Source organism: Nocardia arthritidis (assembly GCF_011801145.1).
GTDB lineage: Bacteria > Actinomycetota > Actinomycetes > Mycobacteriales > Mycobacteriaceae > Nocardia > Nocardia arthritidis_A.
The window spans coordinates 444,720-462,976 of record NZ_CP046172.1 but is presented as its reverse complement, the minus strand read 5'-3'; the positions used below and the strand labels follow the sequence as shown (position 1 = coordinate 462,976).

The 18,257-nt window shown below is 67.0% G+C and carries 16 protein-coding genes and 1 tRNA gene; 9 read left to right on the top strand and 8 right to left on the bottom strand.

What is annotated here, in order from left to right; all coding sequences use genetic code 11:
- Window positions 1-158: 158 nt before the first annotated feature.
- A complete protein-coding gene (locus F5544_RS02135; protein WP_167471603.1) occupies window positions 159-4,079 on the top strand; it encodes a Pls/PosA family non-ribosomal peptide synthetase in 3,921 nt (1,306 codons plus the stop codon).
- Window positions 4,079-5,428 carry a M1 family metallopeptidase gene (locus F5544_RS02130; protein ID WP_167471602.1) on the top strand — a complete coding sequence of 450 codons (1,350 nt, stop codon included), beginning with the start codon at window positions 4,079-4,081 and terminating at the stop codon, window positions 5,426-5,428. Before F5544_RS02135 ends, F5544_RS02130 begins: the two co-directional genes overlap by 1 nt.
- A 5-nt stretch (window positions 5,429-5,433) precedes the next feature.
- Here F5544_RS02130 and F5544_RS02125 read toward each other — a convergent pair whose 3' ends face one another.
- Genes F5544_RS02125 through F5544_RS02120 form a run of 3 tightly spaced genes read right to left on the bottom strand, consistent with a single transcriptional unit; the run spans window position 5,434 to window position 6,191 of the window.
- Window positions 5,434-5,622 carry a hypothetical protein gene (locus F5544_RS02125; RefSeq protein ID WP_167471601.1) on the bottom strand — a complete coding sequence of 63 codons (189 nt, stop codon included), beginning with the start codon at window positions 5,620-5,622 and terminating at the stop codon, window positions 5,434-5,436.
- A complete protein-coding gene (locus tag F5544_RS46995) occupies window positions 5,615-5,737 on the bottom strand; it encodes a hypothetical protein (RefSeq protein WP_275107009.1) in 123 nt (40 codons plus the stop codon). The genes F5544_RS02125 and F5544_RS46995 overlap by 8 nt, the downstream gene beginning before the upstream one ends.
- A gap of 10 nt (window positions 5,738-5,747) precedes the next feature.
- Window positions 5,748-6,191 carry a DUF2752 domain-containing protein gene (locus tag F5544_RS02120; protein WP_167471600.1) on the bottom strand — a complete coding sequence of 148 codons (444 nt, stop codon included), beginning with the start codon at window positions 6,189-6,191 and terminating at the stop codon, window positions 5,748-5,750.
- A 108-nt stretch (window positions 6,192-6,299) separates the two neighbouring features.
- Between F5544_RS02120 and F5544_RS02115 the strand changes: the two genes are divergently transcribed.
- The 4 genes from F5544_RS02115 to F5544_RS02100 all read left to right on the top strand — a co-directional run bounded on the left by F5544_RS02115 (window position 6,300) and on the right by F5544_RS02100 (window position 8,543).
- On the top strand, window positions 6,300-6,599 hold the full coding sequence (locus tag F5544_RS02115; RefSeq protein ID WP_167471599.1) for a hypothetical protein: 300 nt from the start codon (window positions 6,300-6,302) through the stop codon (window positions 6,597-6,599).
- 184 nt (window positions 6,600-6,783) lie between these two features.
- Window positions 6,784-7,839 (top strand): alpha/beta fold hydrolase, encoded by a 1,056-nt coding sequence (locus F5544_RS02110; RefSeq protein WP_167471598.1) that lies wholly within the window; start codon window positions 6,784-6,786, stop codon window positions 7,837-7,839.
- A gap of 197 nt (window positions 7,840-8,036) precedes the next feature.
- Window positions 8,037-8,312 (top strand): hypothetical protein, encoded by a 276-nt coding sequence (locus F5544_RS02105; RefSeq protein ID WP_167471597.1) that lies wholly within the window; start codon window positions 8,037-8,039, stop codon window positions 8,310-8,312.
- Between the two features lie 21 nt (window positions 8,313-8,333).
- Window positions 8,334-8,543 carry a hypothetical protein gene (locus F5544_RS02100; RefSeq protein WP_167471596.1) on the top strand — a complete coding sequence of 70 codons (210 nt, stop codon included), beginning with the start codon at window positions 8,334-8,336 and terminating at the stop codon, window positions 8,541-8,543.
- Between the two features lie 6 nt (window positions 8,544-8,549).
- Here the strand turns inward: F5544_RS02100 and F5544_RS02095 are convergent, their stop codons facing one another.
- Window positions 8,550-9,650, bottom strand: a complete 1,101-nt coding sequence (locus tag F5544_RS02095; RefSeq protein ID WP_167478923.1) for a serine hydrolase domain-containing protein — start codon at window positions 9,648-9,650, stop codon at window positions 8,550-8,552.
- Between the two features lie 551 nt (window positions 9,651-10,201).
- On the opposite strand from F5544_RS02095, the gene F5544_RS02090 reads away from it, so the two are divergent.
- Window positions 10,202-11,734: a serine hydrolase domain-containing protein gene (locus tag F5544_RS02090; RefSeq protein ID WP_238847045.1), complete on the top strand. Its 1,533-nt coding sequence runs from the start codon at window positions 10,202-10,204 to the stop codon at window positions 11,732-11,734.
- Window positions 11,735-11,997: 263 nt separating this feature from the next.
- Window positions 11,998-12,429 carry a hypothetical protein gene (locus F5544_RS02085; protein WP_167471595.1) on the top strand — a complete coding sequence of 144 codons (432 nt, stop codon included), beginning with the start codon at window positions 11,998-12,000 and terminating at the stop codon, window positions 12,427-12,429.
- Window positions 12,430-12,689: 260 nt separating this feature from the next.
- Here the strand turns inward: F5544_RS02085 and F5544_RS02080 are convergent.
- Both F5544_RS02080 and F5544_RS02075 read right to left on the bottom strand, forming a co-directional pair.
- A tRNA-Thr gene (locus F5544_RS02080) sits at window positions 12,690-12,762 on the bottom strand.
- Between the two features lie 62 nt (window positions 12,763-12,824).
- Complete coding sequence (locus F5544_RS02075; protein WP_167471594.1) at window positions 12,825-14,018, bottom strand: DNA polymerase III subunit delta'; 1,194 nt, start codon at window positions 14,016-14,018, stop codon at window positions 12,825-12,827.
- An 84-nt stretch (window positions 14,019-14,102) separates the two neighbouring features.
- Between F5544_RS02075 and F5544_RS02070 the strand changes: the two genes are divergently transcribed.
- The gene (locus tag F5544_RS02070) at window positions 14,103-14,648 is read left to right on the top strand and encodes a DJ-1/PfpI family protein (RefSeq protein ID WP_167471593.1); all 546 of its coding nucleotides are present in this window, start codon (window positions 14,103-14,105) and stop codon (window positions 14,646-14,648) included.
- Window positions 14,649-14,651: 3 nt separating this feature from the next.
- Here F5544_RS02070 and F5544_RS02065 read toward each other — a convergent pair whose 3' ends face one another.
- Together F5544_RS02065 and topA are read right to left on the bottom strand one after the other, a co-directional pair.
- The gene (locus F5544_RS02065) at window positions 14,652-15,155 is read right to left on the bottom strand and encodes a DUF664 domain-containing protein (protein WP_167471592.1); all 504 of its coding nucleotides are present in this window, start codon (window positions 15,153-15,155) and stop codon (window positions 14,652-14,654) included.
- 67 nt (window positions 15,156-15,222) lie between these two features.
- Window positions 15,223-18,141 (bottom strand): type I DNA topoisomerase, encoded by a 2,919-nt coding sequence (gene topA / locus F5544_RS02060; protein WP_428847111.1) that lies wholly within the window; start codon window positions 18,139-18,141, stop codon window positions 15,223-15,225.
- Between the last annotated feature and the right edge of the window lie 116 nt (window positions 18,142-18,257).

Here is an 18,257-nt window from a genome sequence, read left to right as displayed (position 1 = left end):
CGCGCTATCGAATGCGACCTCAGTCTCGGTGAACGGCAAACGACCATTGCCCCGAGTACCGTTGATTCCTGGTCGGCGCACTGTTTGCCGACTGGTAACCCCACCATGCAACAACGGATAGAGCACCGGGCAGGTCTATGAGAGGTGGACAGGACGTGATGCTGCACTCGGCAGATCCGGCGGCGGCCGCGCCCCCGGCGCGGGATCCGCTGCGCCGCGCCGCGCTGGCGGCGCCCGCCCGCACCCTCGTCGACATCCTGACCGCCACCGCGCAAACCCATCCCGACGCACCGGCCATCGACGACGGCCGCGCCGCACTCACCTACCTCGAGCTGGTCATCGAGATCGAGGCGACACTCGCCCGGCTCACCGCGGCCGGCGTGCGGCCGGGCGACCGGGTCGGGGTGCGCATGCCGTCCGGCCACCGCGAGCTCTACATCACCATCCTCGCCGTCCTGTACGCGGGCGCGGCCTACGTCCCGGTGGACGCCGACGATCCGGAGGAGCGGGCCCGGCTGGTCTTCGGCGAGGCCAGGGTCACCGCGATAGTCACCGCGGCGGGCATCGAGACCACCATCGCGGGCGCGGGCCGCGCCGCACCCGATTCGCAGTGGAGCGCGCTGCCGACACCCGCCGACGACGCCTGGATCATCTTCACCTCCGGGTCCACCGGAACACCGAAAGGCGTTGCGGTGACTCATCGCAACGCCGCCGCATTCGTCGACGCGGAGGCGGGGCTCTTCCTGCGCGACGCCCCCATCGGCCCTGGCGACCGGGTGCTCGCCGGGCTCTCGGTCGCCTTCGACGCCTCCTGCGAGGAGATGTGGCTGGCCTGGCGCAACGGCGCCTGCCTGGTGCCCGCGCCGCGCGAATTGGTGCGCACCGGAGCCGATCTGGGGCCCTGGCTGGTGCGCAGGGAGATCAGCATCGTCTCCACCGTGCCGACGCTGGCCGCCACCTGGCCCGCCGAGGCGCTGGATTCGGTGCGGCTGCTCATCTTCGGTGGCGAGGCGGTACCGCCGGAACTGGCCGAACGCCTTGCCGGACACCGGAATACGAGTCGCGAGGTGTGGAATACCTACGGCCCCACCGAGGCTACCGTCGTGGCATGCGCGGCCCGGCTGGACGGCGGCTCGCCGATCCGGATCGGGCTGCCGCTGGACGGCTGGGATCTCGCGGTCATCGATCAGGCCGGAAATCCGGTGGCGGAGGGCTCATCCGGGGAGTTGGTGATCGGCGGCGCAGGCCTGGCCCGCTACCTCGACCCGGACAAGGATGCCGAAAAGTACGCCCCGCTACCGTCGCTCGGCTGGGAGCGGGCGTACCGCAGCGGCGATCTGGTCCGCAACGAGCGGGCCGGTCTGGTCTTCCTCGGCCGCGCCGACGATCAGATCAAAATCGGTGGCAGGCGCATCGAACTGGGCGAGATCGATAACGCGCTGCAGCTGCTGCCCGGTGTCACCGGCGCGGCCGCGGCGATCCGGACCACCAAGGCGGGCAACAAGATCCTGGTCGGCTATCTCACCGGCGCGGGCCCCGATTTCGACCTGAAGAAGGCCAGAGCCCAACTCGCCGAACAACTTCCGGCACCGTTGGTGCCGAGGCTCGCAGTGGTTCCCGAACTGCCGACCCGCATCTCGGGCAAGGTCGACCGCAATGCGCTGCCCTGGCCGCTGCCCACCGACACCGACGCCGACGACTCCGACCTCACCGGCACGGCCCGCTGGGTCGCCGACCAGTGGGACGCCATCCTCGGCGCCGAAATCACCGGCCTCGACGTGGATTTCTTCGATCTCGGCGGCGGTTCGCTCGCCGCCGCCCAATTGGTCACCGCGCTGCGCGAACGCTATCCACAGATCGCCGTCGCCGACGTGTACGACCATCCGCGGCTCGGCGCGCTGGTGGAACTGCTGGAGGACAGCGAGCCCGCATTCGTCGTCACCGAGCGGGTCGTCGAGCCGACTCCGTTGCGCGCACAGCTCGTTCAGGTGCTGGCCGGTATCCCGTTGGCCACCCTCACCGGCCTGCAGTGGCTGACCTGGCTCGCCATCGTCGGCAATATCGCGCACTGGTCGGGGGCGCTGTCCTGGCTGCCGAACTTGTCCTGGTGGTGGACGCTGCTCGCCTTCGCGCTGTTCATCTCGCCGCCCGGACGGATGGCGATCTGCGTCGCGGGCTCGCGACTGCTGCTGCACGGCGTCGAGCCGGGCACGTATCCGCGCGGCGGTCCGGTGCATCTGCGCCTATGGGCGGCCGTCCGGCTATCCGAGGCCAGCGGCGCCGAAAACCTTTCCGGCGCACCGTGGATGGTGCCGTTCGCGCGGGCGCTCGGCGCCAAGGTCGGCAAGGGTGTCGACCTGCACACCCTGCCGCCGGTCACCGGCATGCTGGAACTCGGCGACGGCTGCAGCGTGGAACCCGAGGTCGACCTGTCCGGCTACTGGATCGATGGCGACCTGGTACATCTCGGCCGGATCAGCATCGGTCCCGGCGCGGTCATCGGCGCACGCTCGATCCTGTTGCCCGGCACCAAAATCGGCAAGAACGCCGAAATCGCGCCCGGCTCATCGGTTTCCGGCCGGATCAAACCGGAGCAGGAGTGGGCCGGCTCACCGGCCGTCAAAACCGGTAGGGCACAGCACCGTTGGCCCGACGAAACCCCGGCACGGGCGGCGCACTGGGTGCTGATCTTCGGCATCACCTCGATGGCGCTGGCCGCCATGCCCATCCTCGGGCTCGGCGCGGGCGGCGCCTTCCTCGCCTGGTTCATCCGCGACACCCGAACGCTCGCGGGCGGACTCGGCCGCGCCTTCGCCATGCTGCCGGTGGCGACGCTGCTCAGCCTCGGCGTATACGCGGCGGCCACCATCATCGCGGTGCGCTTGTTCAGCATCGGACTGCGCGAGGGCTACCACCCGGTGCGCAGCCGGATCGGCTGGCAGGCCTGGTCCACCGAGCGGCTGCTGGATTCCGCGCGCACCTTCCTTTTCCCGCTCTACGCCAGCCTGCTCACCCCGCTGTGGCTGCGGCTGCTCGGCGCGAAGATCGGCAAGAGCGTCGAGGCATCCACCGTGCTGCTGCTGCCGAAATTCACCGTCGTGGCCGACGGCGCGTTCCTCGCCGACGACACCATGATCGCCAGTTACGAACTCGGCGGCGGTTGGCTGCGAATCGGCGAGGCGAAGGTCGGCAAGCGCGCATTCCTCGGCAATTCCGGTATGACCGCACCCGGGCGCCGGGTGCCGAAAAACGGTCTGGTCGCGGTGCTTTCGGCGGCGCCGTCGAAGGCCAAGGCCGGATCGTCCTGGCTCGGCAGCCCGCCGGTCAAACTGCGTCGCGCCTCGGAAACCGCGGATGTGGCAAGAACTTTCGACCCACCGCCGCGACTGCGGGTGGCGCGCGGCATCGTGGAGACCTGCCGGTTGATCCCGGTGCTGGTGACCTTCGCCATCGGGCTCGGCATGCTTTTCGCGCTCGCCGCGCTCGCACACGAATTCGGCTATCTCACCGCCGGATTGCTGTCCGGGCTCGTCCTGATGGTCGCGGGAGCGCTCGCCGGCGCGAGTTCGGTACTCGCGAAATGGTTGCTGGTCGGGCGGATCGGCGCCGAGGAACATCCGCTGTGGAGTTCCTTCGTGTGGCGCAACGAGGTTGCCGACACCTTCGTGGAAACCGTTGCCGCACCGTGGTTCGCGCGGGCCGCGACCGGCACCCCGCTGCTCAACCTGTGGCTGCGCGGACTCGGCGCCAAGATCGGCCGCGGGGTATGGTGCGAGTCCTACTGGCTACCGGAGGCGGACCTGGTGACACTCGGCGACGGCGCGACCGTTGAACGCGGCTGTGTGGTGCAGACCCATCTGTTCCACGACCGCATCATGGCCATGGACACCGTCACCCTCGGCCCGGGCGCCACCCTCGGGCCGCACTGCGTCGCGCTGCCCGCCGCCGGTATCGGCGCGGGCGCCACCATCGGCCCGGCCTCACTCGTCATGCGCGGCGATTCGGTGCCCCCGTCCACCCGCTGGTGGGGCAACCCGATCGCGCCCTGGTTCCCGACGGGTCCGGGATCGGCGGCTTGATGACGGACAAGTTCTACGAGCCGCCGATCGACGAATACCTTCCGCAGAACGGCAACCGCGGCTACCGCGTCTCCCGCTACGAGCTCGAACTCGGCTACCGGGTGTCCAGCAATCGGTTGTCCGGCAAGGCCACCATCACCGCGGTCACCACCGCTGTCCGGCCGCGCTACGCCCTCGATCTATCCCAGTCGCTGAACGTGACCAAGGTGTTCGTCAACGGTGCCAAGGCCGCGAAATACGTTCACCAGCACGGCAAACTGGTGATCACGCCGCAGCAGCGCGTTCCGGCGGGCGGGGCGCTCGTGCTCACCGTCCAGTACGCGGGCACGCCCAAACCGGTGCGCGGCCCGTGGGGCGAGGTCGGCTGGGAGGAACTCACCGAGGGCGCACTGGTGGCCAGCCAGCCCAACGGCGCGGCCTCCTGGTTCCCCTGCGACGACCATCCGAGTTCCAAAGCCAGCTACCGGATTTCGATCACCACCGACTCGCCGTACTACGCGCTGGCCAACGGCACCCTGGTCGGCAAGCAGACCAAGGCCAGCCAGACCACCTGGGTCTACGAACAGCCCGAACCGATGTCGAGCTACCTGGCCACCATTCAGATCGGCTACTACCGCAAGCACCGCATCGGCTCGGTACACACTCCGGTTCCGATGCAGGCCGTCGTCCCGGCCCGGCTGCGCGCCGATTTCGATCATGATTTCGCCAGGCAGCCGCGGATGATGGAGATCTTCACCGAATTCTTCGGCCCATACCCGTTCGCCGGCTACACCGTGGTGGTCACCGATGACGATCTGGAAATTCCCATTGAGGCCCAAGGCATTTCGATATTCGGCGCCAACCACTGCGACGGCCGCCGTGGCGCCGAGCGACTGGTCGCGCACGAGCTGGCGCACCAGTGGTTCGGCAACAGCCTGACCATCCGGCAATGGCGCGATATCTGGCTGCACGAGGGTTTCGCCTGTTACGCGGAATGGATCTGGTCGGAGGCGGCGGGCGGGCCCACCGCCGACCAATTGGCCCGCGCGGCCAGGCACAACCTGTCCCGGCAGCCGCAGGACATCGTCATCGGCGATCCGGGGCCGCAGCACATGTTCGACGACCGGGTCTACAAGCGCGGCGCGCTCACCCTGCACACGCTGCGCCTGGAACTCGGCGACACCGCGTTCTTCGATCTGTTGCGCGAGTGGACGATTCGCTACCGGCACAGTTCGGTGAGCACCGAGGAGTTCACCGATCTCGCGAGCCACTACAGCGCGACGCCGCTGCGCCCGCTGTGGGACGACTGGCTGAACGGCGCCGGGCTGCCGCAGTTACCGCCGTCCGGCGGGCAGGCAAGTTCGCGCTGACCCGGTCAGGACACCAGGTAGCGCACGGCCAACTCCTCGATCAGCGGATCGTCGTCGGCGACGCTGTCGAGCGCGTCGAGGTCGGTGGCCACCGCGAGTTGCCGGGTGTCCTCCTGTTCGGGATCGACGGGTCCGTCTTCGGCGAGTTGGCGCAGCAGCTTGGCGCGCACCCGGTCTTTCAGCGAATCAGTCATGCCGCCCATCCGAATCGTCGTGCCGCCGGAACACCTGCCGGGCCAGCGGGATGATCGTGATCAGCGCGCCGAGCACCAAGACGATCGAGAAGACCTGCCAGACAGTGGAATTCACGCGGAGCCTCCTAAACCGGAGTGAGCCAGGTCCCCCACGGCGTATTGCGCAGCACCGAATACACCGCCAACAGCGCGAAGAACACCCCCGCCGTGCGGATGCCGATCGATGGCAGGCGCATCGACTGTCCGCGCCAGGCACGTACCGTCCAATCGGTCACCCACACCAGGAAGGCCATGACCAGCGGCAGCGCGAGAATATTGCTGTGGATCGCGTCGATCAGGTGGCCGTCGGTGAGGTTGTGCACGGCCCGCAGGCCACCGCAGCCGGGGCAGTACCAGCCGGTCAGCGCGTAGACCGGGCATTCACCGTAGGAACCCTCCTGGTGTGGATCGCGCAGATGCAGCAGCACCAGCGCTCCGATGCCTGCCCCGGCCACCAGCAGCGGCACTCCCCTTGTGCGCCAACGTGCCCCGTGCGCCTCGGATACCAGGTGTGTGCTCTCCACAAGCATCAACGGTAACCGCGGCGGGTTCGCGACCGCCAGCGGTGTCCGGCGATCCAACCGCGGCAAATGATCTAAAACACCGGAGTTTCCGCAGGTAGAGTAGAATTTCTGAGCGTGGACGCCGCCGGTTCGGCCCGATTCGACGGATTCGGGTTCCCCGCGCACCGCAGGCTCGAATTCGGGCAGGTGGGCCACTGGCACACACCCGCGGACCAGGCGCTCGACGAGCGGGCGCCCGATATGGTCGCGGTGGAATTCGATCCGGGTGACGGCTCCTCGATGGTCGTATTCGTGCAAGCACCCAACCGGCGCGATATCCCCGGTGACTTCCATCCGGACGATCAGGTCTGTCTGGTCCTGCCCGATGCCATCACGGCATTACTGCCGACAGCGGTGAAACACGTCACAGCTTAATCACAATTCCGCGAGGTCAGTCGCATTTCCCACGCCCTGAACGTTTTTCACGTTGTCGGGCGGATTGTCCGGCGGTCCGATCGGGTATCAACCCAACGAGCCAGGATTGCCGCCATCGGCGCTTGCACTAGCAAGCATCTTGCTTGCACGGTAGTGTGGCGGCTGACACAAAGGAGTGCTCGAAATGCTGGTGAAGTCGATGCAGACTTTGGCGGGGGTGCGCGACTCCGAGCCCCTGACCGCCGCCTACCGGGCCCGACTACGGACTCGCACCCTCCGGACCGCGGCGTTGAACTCTCCCACCATGCCGCCCGAGGTCATCCCGGTTACCACGGTCGATGGGGCCCGGCTGCGGGTCCACGCGTACGGCCCGGCCGACGGCGAGGTCCTGGTGCTGATCCACGGCTGGAGCTGCAGCATCGAGTACTGGAATCCGCAGATCAACGCCTTCGCCGACCGTTACCGAGTCATCGCCTACGATCAGCGCGGCCACGGGGAGAGCTCCCTCGGCACGGCCCCGCCCAGCGACAGCACCCTGGCCGACGATCTCGCCACCGTCCTCGACGCCGCCCTACCGCGCGGCCGCCGCGCCGTGCTGGCCGGCCACAGCATGGGCGGAATCACCTTGCAGGCGTGGGCCGCTCACTATCCGGAGCAGGTCGCGGCGCGTGCGTCGGCGGTTGTGCTGCTCAACACCACCTCCGGCGATATCCGGCGCGAAACCGATCTGTTCCCGCTGATGAACCGGCCGCTCACCGTGGCGAACCGCCCCGTAACGGTTTTCGGTAATGCCGTGCGGTTGCCGCAGTTCATCGGCGAGACGGTGCTCAGCCTGCCGGTGCCGCTGCCCGATATCTGGCCGGTGCGTTCGGTTTTCAAGGCGCGCGTGATGTCCCCGCCCACCACCGACGAGGAGGTCGACTTCGCACTCGGCGTCGTCCGGTCCTGTCGTCCGCTCACCCGCGGCCTGTATGCCGCCGCCCTCGCCGGACTCGAATTGGGCGATGCCGCAGTCAATTTGACGGTCCCGACCACCGTCATCGCGGGCGCCATCGACCACCTACTGCCCGAGCGCATGAACCGCCCCATCGTCGCCGCCCTCCGCCGCGCGGGCACCCTGGCCAACTACCACGTCTGGCCGACCGGACACCTCGGCAATATCGAGGCGGCCGCCCGATTCAACGCCGAGCTGCACCGAATCCTCACCAGCGCAACCGATTACCGCGCCGCCGCGGTCTAGAACACACCAGCGCGCTCCCGAGCCGGTCAACGACGCCCGGCTCGGGAGCTTTTTTCTTCCCATATTTCGATGGAACCAACAGGCCGGGTGCTGCATCTAATCCTGTAGTGGCGCAAAGAGTCTGATGCCGCCACTCCGACGGGGGCGCATGTCGCGTCGGTTGATCTCGAAGGGTGGGAACAAAATTGAGGTACTCCGTGAAGTCCGCCGCCGCCGCATTCACCGTGCTCGCCGCACTCTCGATCGGGTCCGCGGTCGAAGCGCAGGTCGCCGGCGCCGCACCCGTGGGCGTCGTAATGGCCGAGATGGCACCGCAGGGCGCGCAGTTATCGGCCGCGGAGCAGGCGGCCATCGACAACAAGAACGCCGGACGCCCGTACGACCAGGCGGCATACAACCGCGCGATGCAGAAGATCAAGCAGGCCGAAAAGTACTCTGGCGACCGCAACAAGCAGAAGCGCGGACGCAAGTAGACGACCCGGAGGGAACCGACCATGACATCCACCGATTACCAGGCGCTGCACTTCTCCCAGGCAAACCCGGCGGGCCCGGGCCAAGCCGATGTGCCCGCCCTGCTGCGCGCCGTCGCAGCCACGATCGAAGGCCTCGGCCCCGTCACCGTGGCCGACCTCATCCTGCACAACGAGGTCACGGCAGACGGGAATTGGCCGTCGATCACCGTGTACTACAGCAAGAACGAATAGAGCGTTCTAGCTCGCGGCGCACAGCGCTGCGTCGACCACCTTCGTAACGTCGGCCGATGACTCGGGGACCTGATTGACGCTCACGGTGACCGCGCGGCCGTTTACGACGCCGCCGCGGGTCTCGAATCCGTCGATATCGCCGCCGTGGCCCCAACTGTCCTTGCCGCAGGGCAACCGCCAATGCATGAGACCGAGCCCGTAGCCGAGTTGCGATCCCGAATCTCCTATGGGGACAGTGCGTTTCATCTCCGCCAGCTGTGCGGGCGGCAACAGTTTCCCGTCCAGAAGCGCGCTGAAGAACCGGTTGAGATCCGCGCCCGTCGCCACCATGGCACCCGCCGGACCGGCCCACGACACGTTCTGCCTCGTGTAATCGACCCGCTCCCCGCCGATTTCGCTATAACCGGCGGGGTGCGGGCCGCGGATATCGGTTTCATCCGGATCCGGATAGTAGGTGTCGCGCAGGCCGAGCGGCTCGATGATGCGGCGGGTGATCTCCGCGCCGACGGAATCACCGCTGATCTTCTCGATCACCATCGCGACCACGAGGTAGTTGGTGTTGGAATACGCCCACTTCGCACCGGGTTCGAAATCGGCAGGCGCGGTGAGCACATTGCGTAGCACCTCGGCCAGATCACCTCTCCCCCAACGTACTTGGTCGGTGTGTATATCGATCTGCCCGGGCTTGGGCGTCTCCCCGAACTCCGCCGCGAATTCCGGCAGTCCGCTGGTGTGCTGCAACAGATTTCGGATCGTGATGCGATCGTCGTCGATCCCCGGCCCGTGCACCACTCCCGGCAGATACCGCTCCACCGGCGCATCCAATTCCACCTTGCCCTCGGCCACCAGCTGCAACATCACCGTCGCCACATATGTCTTGGTATTACTGCCGATTCGCACCCGAGCGTCGTCCGGAAAAGGGATGCCCCGCTCGATATCGCCCATGCCCGCCGTCGCGGTCCAGACCCGGCCGTGATCGGTAACGACGACCTGGGCGCCGTGCACGTGGCCCGCCTCGACCAAACGGTCAAGCGCCCCAACAACTTCCGCCCGTCCAGCATCGGCGGCCCCTGCCCTATCGCTCCCCGTCGAACCGCAAGCCGCCATGGCGGCGATCAACGCCCCCACCGCCACCACAGCAGTCGATGATCGACAACATAGCCTGATACGCAAGGCAATTCCCTTCTGCTGCGGACGCGCCCCAACGCGCCACGATGACAATCCCACGTTAGGAAATGTCCAGCTATCACGCCTACGCAGCAGGCACCCGTCTTCTCGGTAGTGCTGGCCACACCTGACGATCTGTGCCCGAGCACCGACTCCGAATACCGAGCTTGCGGATGCTGTTGACCGGGAGCCACCTGGGGACTCAGTGGCTTTCGTGGTGACCGCGGCGAACCACGACAGGTATTGCGGCCGTGGATTCAGTACCCAACGTTCCGGAGTGACCATCGGCAGCTGCTCGGGCGGGATTGCGCAATGCACTCGGCGTTGGCCAGGCAATAGACCGAGCCGGTGACCAGGTCGATCGTTGTGTCAGCGGGTGTGTCAGATCTGCATCAGGTCGTTGTCAGCCGGTCCGGCGACAGTAGTGACATCAACAGCACAGCAGCCCGCTCGACGGGAGTGCCGCACACCAGTTTTGAGGAGACAACGACATGGCCATCATCAGCCTCACCGACAAGGACAAGGGCATCCTGCGGACCGCCGCATACGGTGCTGTGTCACTGCTGGCCGCCACCGGCACACCCCACCGGTCCGCCACGAACGCCTCCATCGCCCTGACCTCGGCGACCGGGCTGGTCGGGCATGTGCTCGCGGCCAAGTCGGCCGACATCAAACTGGTCGGCAAGACCGTCGCCGCCCTCGCCGACCAGGTGCTGCCCGCGCTGACCGCGGCCATGAGCCTGCTCACCGCACAGGATCCCGCCGAGGCCGCGAACTTCCGCGAAACCGTTCTGATCGCTGTCGAGGCCGCCGCAGGTGAGCCCGGCCCCGCCACGGCGGCGATGGTTCGCAAGATCATCGCGGCGCTCGACGCCGGCGCGAGCAGCCCGGCGGCGCCGGAGGCCACGGACGGACCGGATCGCCCGGAACTACAGCAGGCCCTCGAGGACATCGTCGAGTCCGGCATCACCGGAATCACGTTGCGCGTGAACGACGAGCGGGGCGAGTGGGTCGGCAGCGCCGGTGTGGCGGAGCTGGGCAAGACCGCGAAGCCGCCGGTCGACGGGCACGTCCGGATCGGCAGCAACACCAAGACCTTCACCGCCACACTGGTGCTGCAACTGGTGGCCGAAGGCAAAATCGCCCTGGACGTACCGGTGGTCGACTACCTGCCCGAGTTCGAACTCGACGAGCGGATCACCGTGCGAATGCTGTTGCAGCACACCAGCGGAATCTTCAACTTCACCGGCGAGTACTACCCCGACGGGACGGTGGTGCCGGGCATCCCCGCCACCACCGCGGGCAAGGAATGGGTGGACAACCGATTCCACACCTACCAGCCCGAGGAACTGGTCCGGCTGGCGCTGTCCAAGCCGGCGCGATTCGAACCGGGCACCGACTGGAGCTACTCCAACACCAACTACGTGCTGGCCCGGCTGCTGATCGAGGAGGTCACCGGCCGCTCGGTCGCCGAGGAGGTGCAGCGGCTGATCCTGGGGCCGCTCGGACTGTCGGGCACCATACAGCCGACCACCCAGATCGAGATCCCCGAGCCGCACCCCCACGCCTATTACCGGTACGAAGAAAACGGTGCGGAGACCATCGTCGACGTCACCCGCCACAACCCCTCCTGGATCTCCAGCGGCGGCGACATGATCTCCACCAGCCAGGATCTGCACACGTTCATCTCCGCACTGGTGACCGGCAAGCTGCTGCCTGCCGAACTGCTGAACGAGATGTGCACCCCGCACGCGACGCCCATCCCGAATATGGGCTACGGCCTGGGAGTGTTCGTGCAGCAAACTCCGGCAGGCGGCACCGTGATCACCCACAACGGTGGTGCCGCGGGCCACGCGGCGATCATGTTCAGCACCCCCGACGGCAGCAAAACCCTCACCGGCACACTGAATTACGTCGACGACGCCGCCCTGTCGCTGGCCGTGGCATTCCAGCAGGCGACACAACGTCTGATCGACGAGGTATTCGGCGACGCCCGAACTACGCCTTCCGCACCGACTCGATAAGACGGATTCGCGCAACCATCGACCCGGACACCCCGCGTACGAACCAGGCCCGGCCGAGCTCACTGAGCCCGGCCGGGCCTTCCCGCATGCCGACGCCGACCCGAGCAGGTCGCCATGCCCGGCCGGCAAGTCGGATGGGTTTCGCGCGCACTCACAACCGATGCCGAGGGGACGATTGCATGTATAACAATTTGCCACAGTACAGCTAATAGTCAGCAACATTTTGATACGGTGGCGGCTCAATTCGGACAAACGGAGAAGACATGAACCGAACCACCATCGCGGCGGTCGCCGTGTCGCTATTGCCGCTGCTCACGGCGATCGGCTGTACAAGTACCGATTCCAGTCCCGCAGCGCAGCCGACGAGCGCCAACCAGTCCACGCAGTCGAGGCCCGACGCCCCGCTGACACCGAACGCAGCTCTGACCCTGATGAATCTCATCAACCAGTGTGGTCCGTTGCCGGACGAGAAGGTCGATTACCTCTGCACCGTGGACATCGCCAAACCGGACAGCGCGAACCCCGTGGTCACCGTCACTTACGATGTGCCGAAGGATGACTCGATCCGCGCAGTGCGCCAGCAATCCACGTTCACTTACGACGGCAAACGATGGAAGCCCGGAGCTGTCGAGTGGTCCTACCGCTGCAATAGGGAAGGCAGCAGCCCAGATTTCATCAACGGGTTGTGCCCGTAGACCCCACAGCTTCCGCGGCACCGTCGCCACCATCCTGGACGATGTGGGCTTGTCGACGCGCGCCACCTGTCGACCTGCTCGGCCACGCGGATCCGTCGACGACCCAGCGGCGCTATCTGGCGCGTGGACGGGTCCACACTGCGGTAGTCGGCGCTCTCGACAAGGCGGTCATGCGAGGCGACATCGAGCGAACTAGTTGGGACTCGAGCCCGAACTCAGTCCAGGACAACACGATTCGATCGTTCCGACCTGGGATTTTGAGCCGCCTGGGGGAATCGAACCCCCGACCTTTTCATTACGAGTGAAGCGCTCTACCGACTGAGCTAAGGCGGCGTGCCTCTCGGCCCAGCGAGTCTATCGTGACTGCGCCGGATCGCGAAAACGGGTGGTAGGGGTCACGTTGCTTGGGCGGCGATGAGGGCGGCGACCATGGCGGCGAGTGCGAAGCGCGGCTTCACGTTCAGGTCGAGCGCCTCTCGGCAGGCGAGCACCGCCTCGATCGATTTCAGCAGGCCCTCCGGACGCACCCGGTCGGCCAGGTCGCGGATCTGGTCGGCCATATCGGGGTGGGTGAGTGCGACGCCGTCCGCGCCGAACCGGAGGGCGAGCGCGTCCCGGTAGACGCCCGCGACGTCGATGAGCGCCCGGTCGAGCGCATCACGTCCGGTGCGGGTGGCGCGTGACTTCTGGCGGCGTTCCAGATCTTTCAGCACGCCGGCGGAACCGCGGGTCGCCGATGCCGCGCCCTTGCCGGTACCGCCCGCGCCGAGCGCGGTCGCCAATTCCTCGCGTTCGCGCTCATCGCGTTCGGCGCTCATCTGTTTGGCCTCGTCGTCGGCCGATTTCACCAGTTCGTCGGCCGCCGAGTACGCCGCACCCGGTCGCGCGACCGCGCCGACCAGCGCCAGCGCTCGTTTACGCCGTCCGCGCGCCTCGTCGTCGGTGGCCAGTCGCCGCGCCCTGCCGACATGGCCGCCGCTGATCGATGCCGCCCACTCGGAGGTCCGCTGGTCGAGCTTGTCCCGCTCCTGCAGCACCCGCGCGATCGATGCGACCGAGGGCGTCACCAGATGGACGTGTCTGCACCGGGAACGCAGCGTCACGGAGATGTCCTCCGGATCCACCGACGGCGCGCACAGCAGGAACACCGTCCGGTCCGGCGGCTCTTCGACCACCTTCAGCAGCACGTTGCCCGCCGCCTCGGTCAACCGGTCCGCATCCTCGATCACCACCACCTGCCAGCGCCCGGTACTCGGCCGCCGGGCCGCGATCTGCACGATTTCGCGCATCTCCTTGGTGCTGATACTCAACCCCTCCGGCACCACCCGGCGCACGTCACCGTGCGTGCCCGCCATGGTGGTCGTGCACGCGTGACACCGCCCGCACCCCGGCGTACCAGGGTCGGTGCACTGTAGTGCGGCCGCAAAGCACAGCGCCGCAACGGATCTGCCCGATCCCGGCGGCCCGGTGAACAGCCACGAGTGGGTCATCGCCCCCTCGACACTGCCGGCCCGCGCGGCGATCGCGGCAGCCGTCAGCTCGGATTCGACCGCATCCTGGCCGACCAGCCGATCGAAGACACCCGCCACGCCGTACACCCTAGCCGCCGCCACCGACACAGCTCTTGACCGCCTTCCCGGCCCCGGCGGATCGTTGATGCGGAGGTGGATTCCGTGAGAATTCTGTTGATCGCCGGTGACGCGGCCGAGGACCTCGAGGTCATGTATCCCTACCAGCGGCTCCTCGAAGAGGGCCACCAGGTGGAGATCGCCGCGCCCGCCGTCAAGAAATTGCAGTTCGTCGTGCACGATTTCGTGGACGGCTTCGACACATACACCGAGAAACTCGGCCACACCTGGCCCGCCGACATCGCCTTCGAAAACGTCGATCCGGCAACGTATGACGCGCTGGTGGTGCCGGGCGGCCGCGCGCCGGAGTACCTGCGCAACGATGAGCGGTGCCGAGAGCTGGTGCGGCACTTCGCATCCGAGCGCAAGCCCATCGCCGCGCTGTGCCACGGACCGCTGATCCTCGCCGCCGCGGGCGTTTTGATGGGCCGCTCGTGCAGCGCGTACCCGGCGCTCGCGCCCGATATCGAGGCGGCGGGCGCGAAATTCGTCGACAGCGAGGCGCATGTGGAGGACAACATCGTCACCGGCCGGGCCTGGCCGGACCATCCGGCGTGGATGCGCGAATTCCTGCGCCTGCTGCGGCGATAGCACTCAGGCGATGCGCGAATACGTGCTGTTCTGCCCGTCGAGCTCCTCGCGGATGATATCCGCGTGTCCGGCGTGATGGGCGATCTCGCGCAGGATGTGCAGCAGCGTGTAGCGCACTGTCCACCACTGGCGTTCCGGCGTCCACGGCGCGGTGGGCGTCGGAATCGAGGAGTCCAGGCTGTCCACCGTGCGGATCAGCGCATCGGTCGCGGCGGCGACCTCAGCCCATTTCGCGAGCAGCCCGGTCACGGTCTCCTCCGGCGCCATCACGTATTCGCCGTCGAACTTCGACACGTCGAGTTCGGCGTTCTCGTCCCGTTCGACGATCACCGAAGTCCAGTGTCGTTCCACGTTTATCAGGTGGTGCAGCAGACCACCGAGGGTCAGCTCGCTGACCGTGGTGCGCCTGCGCGCCTGTTCGTCGTCGATATTCCGAAGGGTGATCTGGAACAGTTCACGCTGGTTGCCGAGGATCTTGATCAGATCCTCGCGCTCCTGATCGGCCATGGGTGTCCTTCGCTCTTGCCGTTGTGCCCCTCGAGGCTAGGACACCGTGAGCGATCAGGACACCCGATCACGCCTTGCCGACACCGGTCTTCTTCGCCGCCGCCTTCTTCGCGGGCGTCTTCTTGGCCACGGTCTTGGTGGTCGTCGCCTTCACCGCCGCCTTCTTGGCCGTCGTCTTCTTGGCCGCGGTCTTCTTCGCCGCCGCCTTCTTGGCCACCTTCTTCACCGGCCCACGCGCCCGCCGATCCGCGAGCAGTTCCGAGGCCCGCTCGTCGGTGATGGTCGCGACGTCGTCGCCCTTGCGCAGGCTGGCATTGGTCTCGCCATCGGTGACGTACGGGCCGAACCGCCCGTCCTTGATCACCATCGGCATACCGGTGGCCGCGTCGTTTCCGAGTTCACGCAGCGGCGCCGCGTTCGCCGCCTGCCGACCGCGCCGCTTCGGCTCGGCGTAAATCTTCAACGCCTCCTCCAGCGTCACGCTGAAGATCTGATCCTCGCTGCTCAGCGTGCGCGAGTCGGTGCCCTTCTTCAAATACGGCCCGTACCGGCCGTTTTGGGCGGTGATCTCGTCGCCGGATTCCGGATCCTTACCGACAACCCGGGGCAGCGAAAGCAGTTTCAGCGCGTCGTCGAGGGTGATCGTCTCCAGATCCATCGACTTGAACAGCGAACCGGTGCGCGGTTTGACCGCTGCCGCAGCCTTTTTCGTGGTCTTCGTGGCAGGCGCCTCGCCATCGCCGGAGCCCGATTCCGGCAGCACCTCGGTGACGTACGGGCCGAAACGTCCCTCCTTGGCGACGATTTCGTGTCCGGTCTCCGGATCGATACCGAGCGACCTGCCCTCCTGCTGAGTCTTCCCGAAGAGCTCCTCGGCCTTCTCGAGCGTCAGCTCATCCGGCGGCAGATCGTTCGGCGGCGGATCATTCGGCACGTTTGCCCGCTGCGAGATCGGATCTCCCTGCGGGTCATCGGGATTCGTGATCATCCGCTCCAGGTACGGTCCGTACCGCCCGACCCGGAGCACGATATCGCGGCCCTCGGCGTCGGTGAAGAGCTTGATCGAATTGACTTCCCTGGCATCGATGTCGTCGAGCCGGTCGCCGACCATCTTCTTCAGCCCGCCGGACCGCGCGACCGAACCCTCGACGCCGTGCTCGCCGCCGAAATAGAAGCTGGACAACCAATTTCCGCGCTGCTCGCGCCCGCCCGCGATGGCGTCGAGATCGTCCTCCATCGCCGCGGTGAAGTCGAAATCGACGAGACGGCCGAAATGTTCCTCCAGCAAACCGGTTACGGCGAATGCCAACCACGACGGCACCAGCGCGCTGCCGCGCTTGTACACGTAGCCGCGACCCAGAATCGTCTTGATAATCGACGAATACGTTGAGGGACGGCCGATTCCGAGATCTTCGAGAGCCTTGATCAACGAGGCCTCGGTATAGCGCGCGGGCGGATTCGTCGCGTGCCCATCGGGATTCAGCTCGACCGCGGTGACGGCCTGGCCCTGTTCCAGTGCGGGCAAACGGGATTCGGCGTCATCGGATTGACCGCCCGCCTCCTCGTCGACGCTTTCCACATAGGCCTTGAGGAAGCCGGCGAACGTGATGGTCCGGCCCGAGGCCGAAAACACGCACTGCTCACCGGATCCCGCGGTACCGGCGATCCGCAGCGTCAGCGTTGTGCCCCTGGCATCGGCCATCTGCGAGGCGACGGTGCGCTGCCAGATCAGCTCGTAGAGCCGGAATTGGTCGCGGTCCAACCGCGAATGCAGCTCTCCCGGCGTCGCGAAGGTGTCACCGGCGGGCCGGATCGCCTCGTGCGCCTCCTGCGCGTTCTTCACCTTCCGGTTGTACTGACGCGGGGTGGGATGTACGAATTCCGCGCCGTAGAGCTGAGTGGCCTGCGCACGGGCCGCGGCGATCGCCGACTCCGACAGCGTGGTCGAGTCGGTACGCATATAGGTGATGTAGCCGTTCTCGTACAGCGCCTGCGCCACCCGCATGGTGTGCTCGGCGTTGAAGCGCAGCTTGCGCCCCGCCTCCTGCTGCAGCGTCGAGGTCATGAACGGCGGATACGGCTTGCGGGTGTACGGCTTCGACTCCGCCGACGCCACCACCAGATCGACGCCGTCCAGCGCGGTGGCCAACCGCCGCGCATGCGACTCGTCAAGCACGACAACGCCATTCGCGGTCTTCAGCTGTCCGTCAGGCCCGAAGTCGCGGCCCGAGGCCACGCGTGCGCCATCCACCTGCACCAGGCGCGCACCGAAGGTCCTCGGGTTGGCGGCGTCCGCGCCCTCGCCGGTGCCCGCGTCGAGGATCGCGGCGATATCCCAGTACTCGGCCGAGCGGAACGCCATCCGCTCGCGCTCGCGCTGCACGATGACCCGCGTCGCCACCGACTGCACCCGGCCCGCCGACAGCTTCGGCATGACCTTCTTCCACAGCACCGGGCTGACCTCGTAGCCGTACAGCCGGTCCAGGATGCGCCGGGTCTCCTGCGCGTCGACCAGATCCGAGTCGAGCTCACGGGTGTCGGCGGCGGCCGCCAGGATGGCGGGTTCGGTGATCTCGTGGAACACCATCCGGCGCACCGGCACCTTCGGCTTCAGCGTCTCCAGCAGATGCCAGGCGATGGCCTCGCCCTCGCGGTCGGGGTCGGTGGCCAGGTAGAGCTCGTCGGCGTCCTTCAGCAGGCTCTTGAGCTCGGTGACCTTGGTCTTCTTATCCGGGTTCACCACGTAGATGGGTTCGAAATCGTGATCGACGTCGACGCCGAGCCGCGCCCAGGGCTGGCCCTTGTATTTGGCGGGCACGTCGGCGGCGTTCGCCGGCAGGTCCCGGATGTGACCGACCGAGGCTTCGACCGTGTAATTGCGACCCAGGTACGGCGCGATCTTGCGGGCCTTGGTCGGGGACTCGACGATCACGAGACGACGCAGGGGACGGCCCTGGTCGGCTGCACCGCGGTCTCGTGTTGCCACCGGCGAATACACCTTTCCTTCTCGACCCGCGCGACGCTGGTGCGCCCGGTGCGCGGTGTGGGGCAAGCGGTGGCGACGGTTGAACATCGCTACCAGACACGTTTATACCTTGACGC

Excerpts from the sequence above, each read along its gene's own strand:
- F5544_RS02135 (WP_167471603.1), top strand. The coding sequence starts at position 159 with ATGCTGCACTCGGCAGATCCGGCGGCGGCCGCGCCCCCGGCGCGGGAT.
- F5544_RS02130 (WP_167471602.1), top strand. The coding sequence starts at position 4,079 with ATGACGGACAAGTTCTACGAGCCGCCGATCGACGAATACCTTCCGCAG.
- F5544_RS02125 (WP_167471601.1), bottom strand. The coding sequence starts at position 5,622 with ATGACTGATTCGCTGAAAGACCGGGTGCGCGCCAAGCTGCTGCGCCAA.
- F5544_RS02120 (WP_167471600.1), bottom strand. The coding sequence starts at position 6,191 with ATGCTTGTGGAGAGCACACACCTGGTATCCGAGGCGCACGGGGCACGT.
- F5544_RS02110 (WP_167471598.1), top strand. The coding sequence starts at position 6,784 with ATGCTGGTGAAGTCGATGCAGACTTTGGCGGGGGTGCGCGACTCCGAG.
- F5544_RS02100 (WP_167471596.1), top strand. The coding sequence starts at position 8,334 with ATGACATCCACCGATTACCAGGCGCTGCACTTCTCCCAGGCAAACCCG.
- F5544_RS02095 (WP_167478923.1), bottom strand. The coding sequence starts at position 9,650 with ATGGCGGCTTGCGGTTCGACGGGGAGCGATAGGGCAGGGGCCGCCGAT.
- F5544_RS02090 (WP_238847045.1), top strand. The coding sequence starts at position 10,202 with ATGGCCATCATCAGCCTCACCGACAAGGACAAGGGCATCCTGCGGACC.
- F5544_RS02085 (WP_167471595.1), top strand. The coding sequence starts at position 11,998 with ATGAACCGAACCACCATCGCGGCGGTCGCCGTGTCGCTATTGCCGCTG.
- F5544_RS02065 (WP_167471592.1), bottom strand. The coding sequence starts at position 15,155 with ATGGCCGATCAGGAGCGCGAGGATCTGATCAAGATCCTCGGCAACCAG.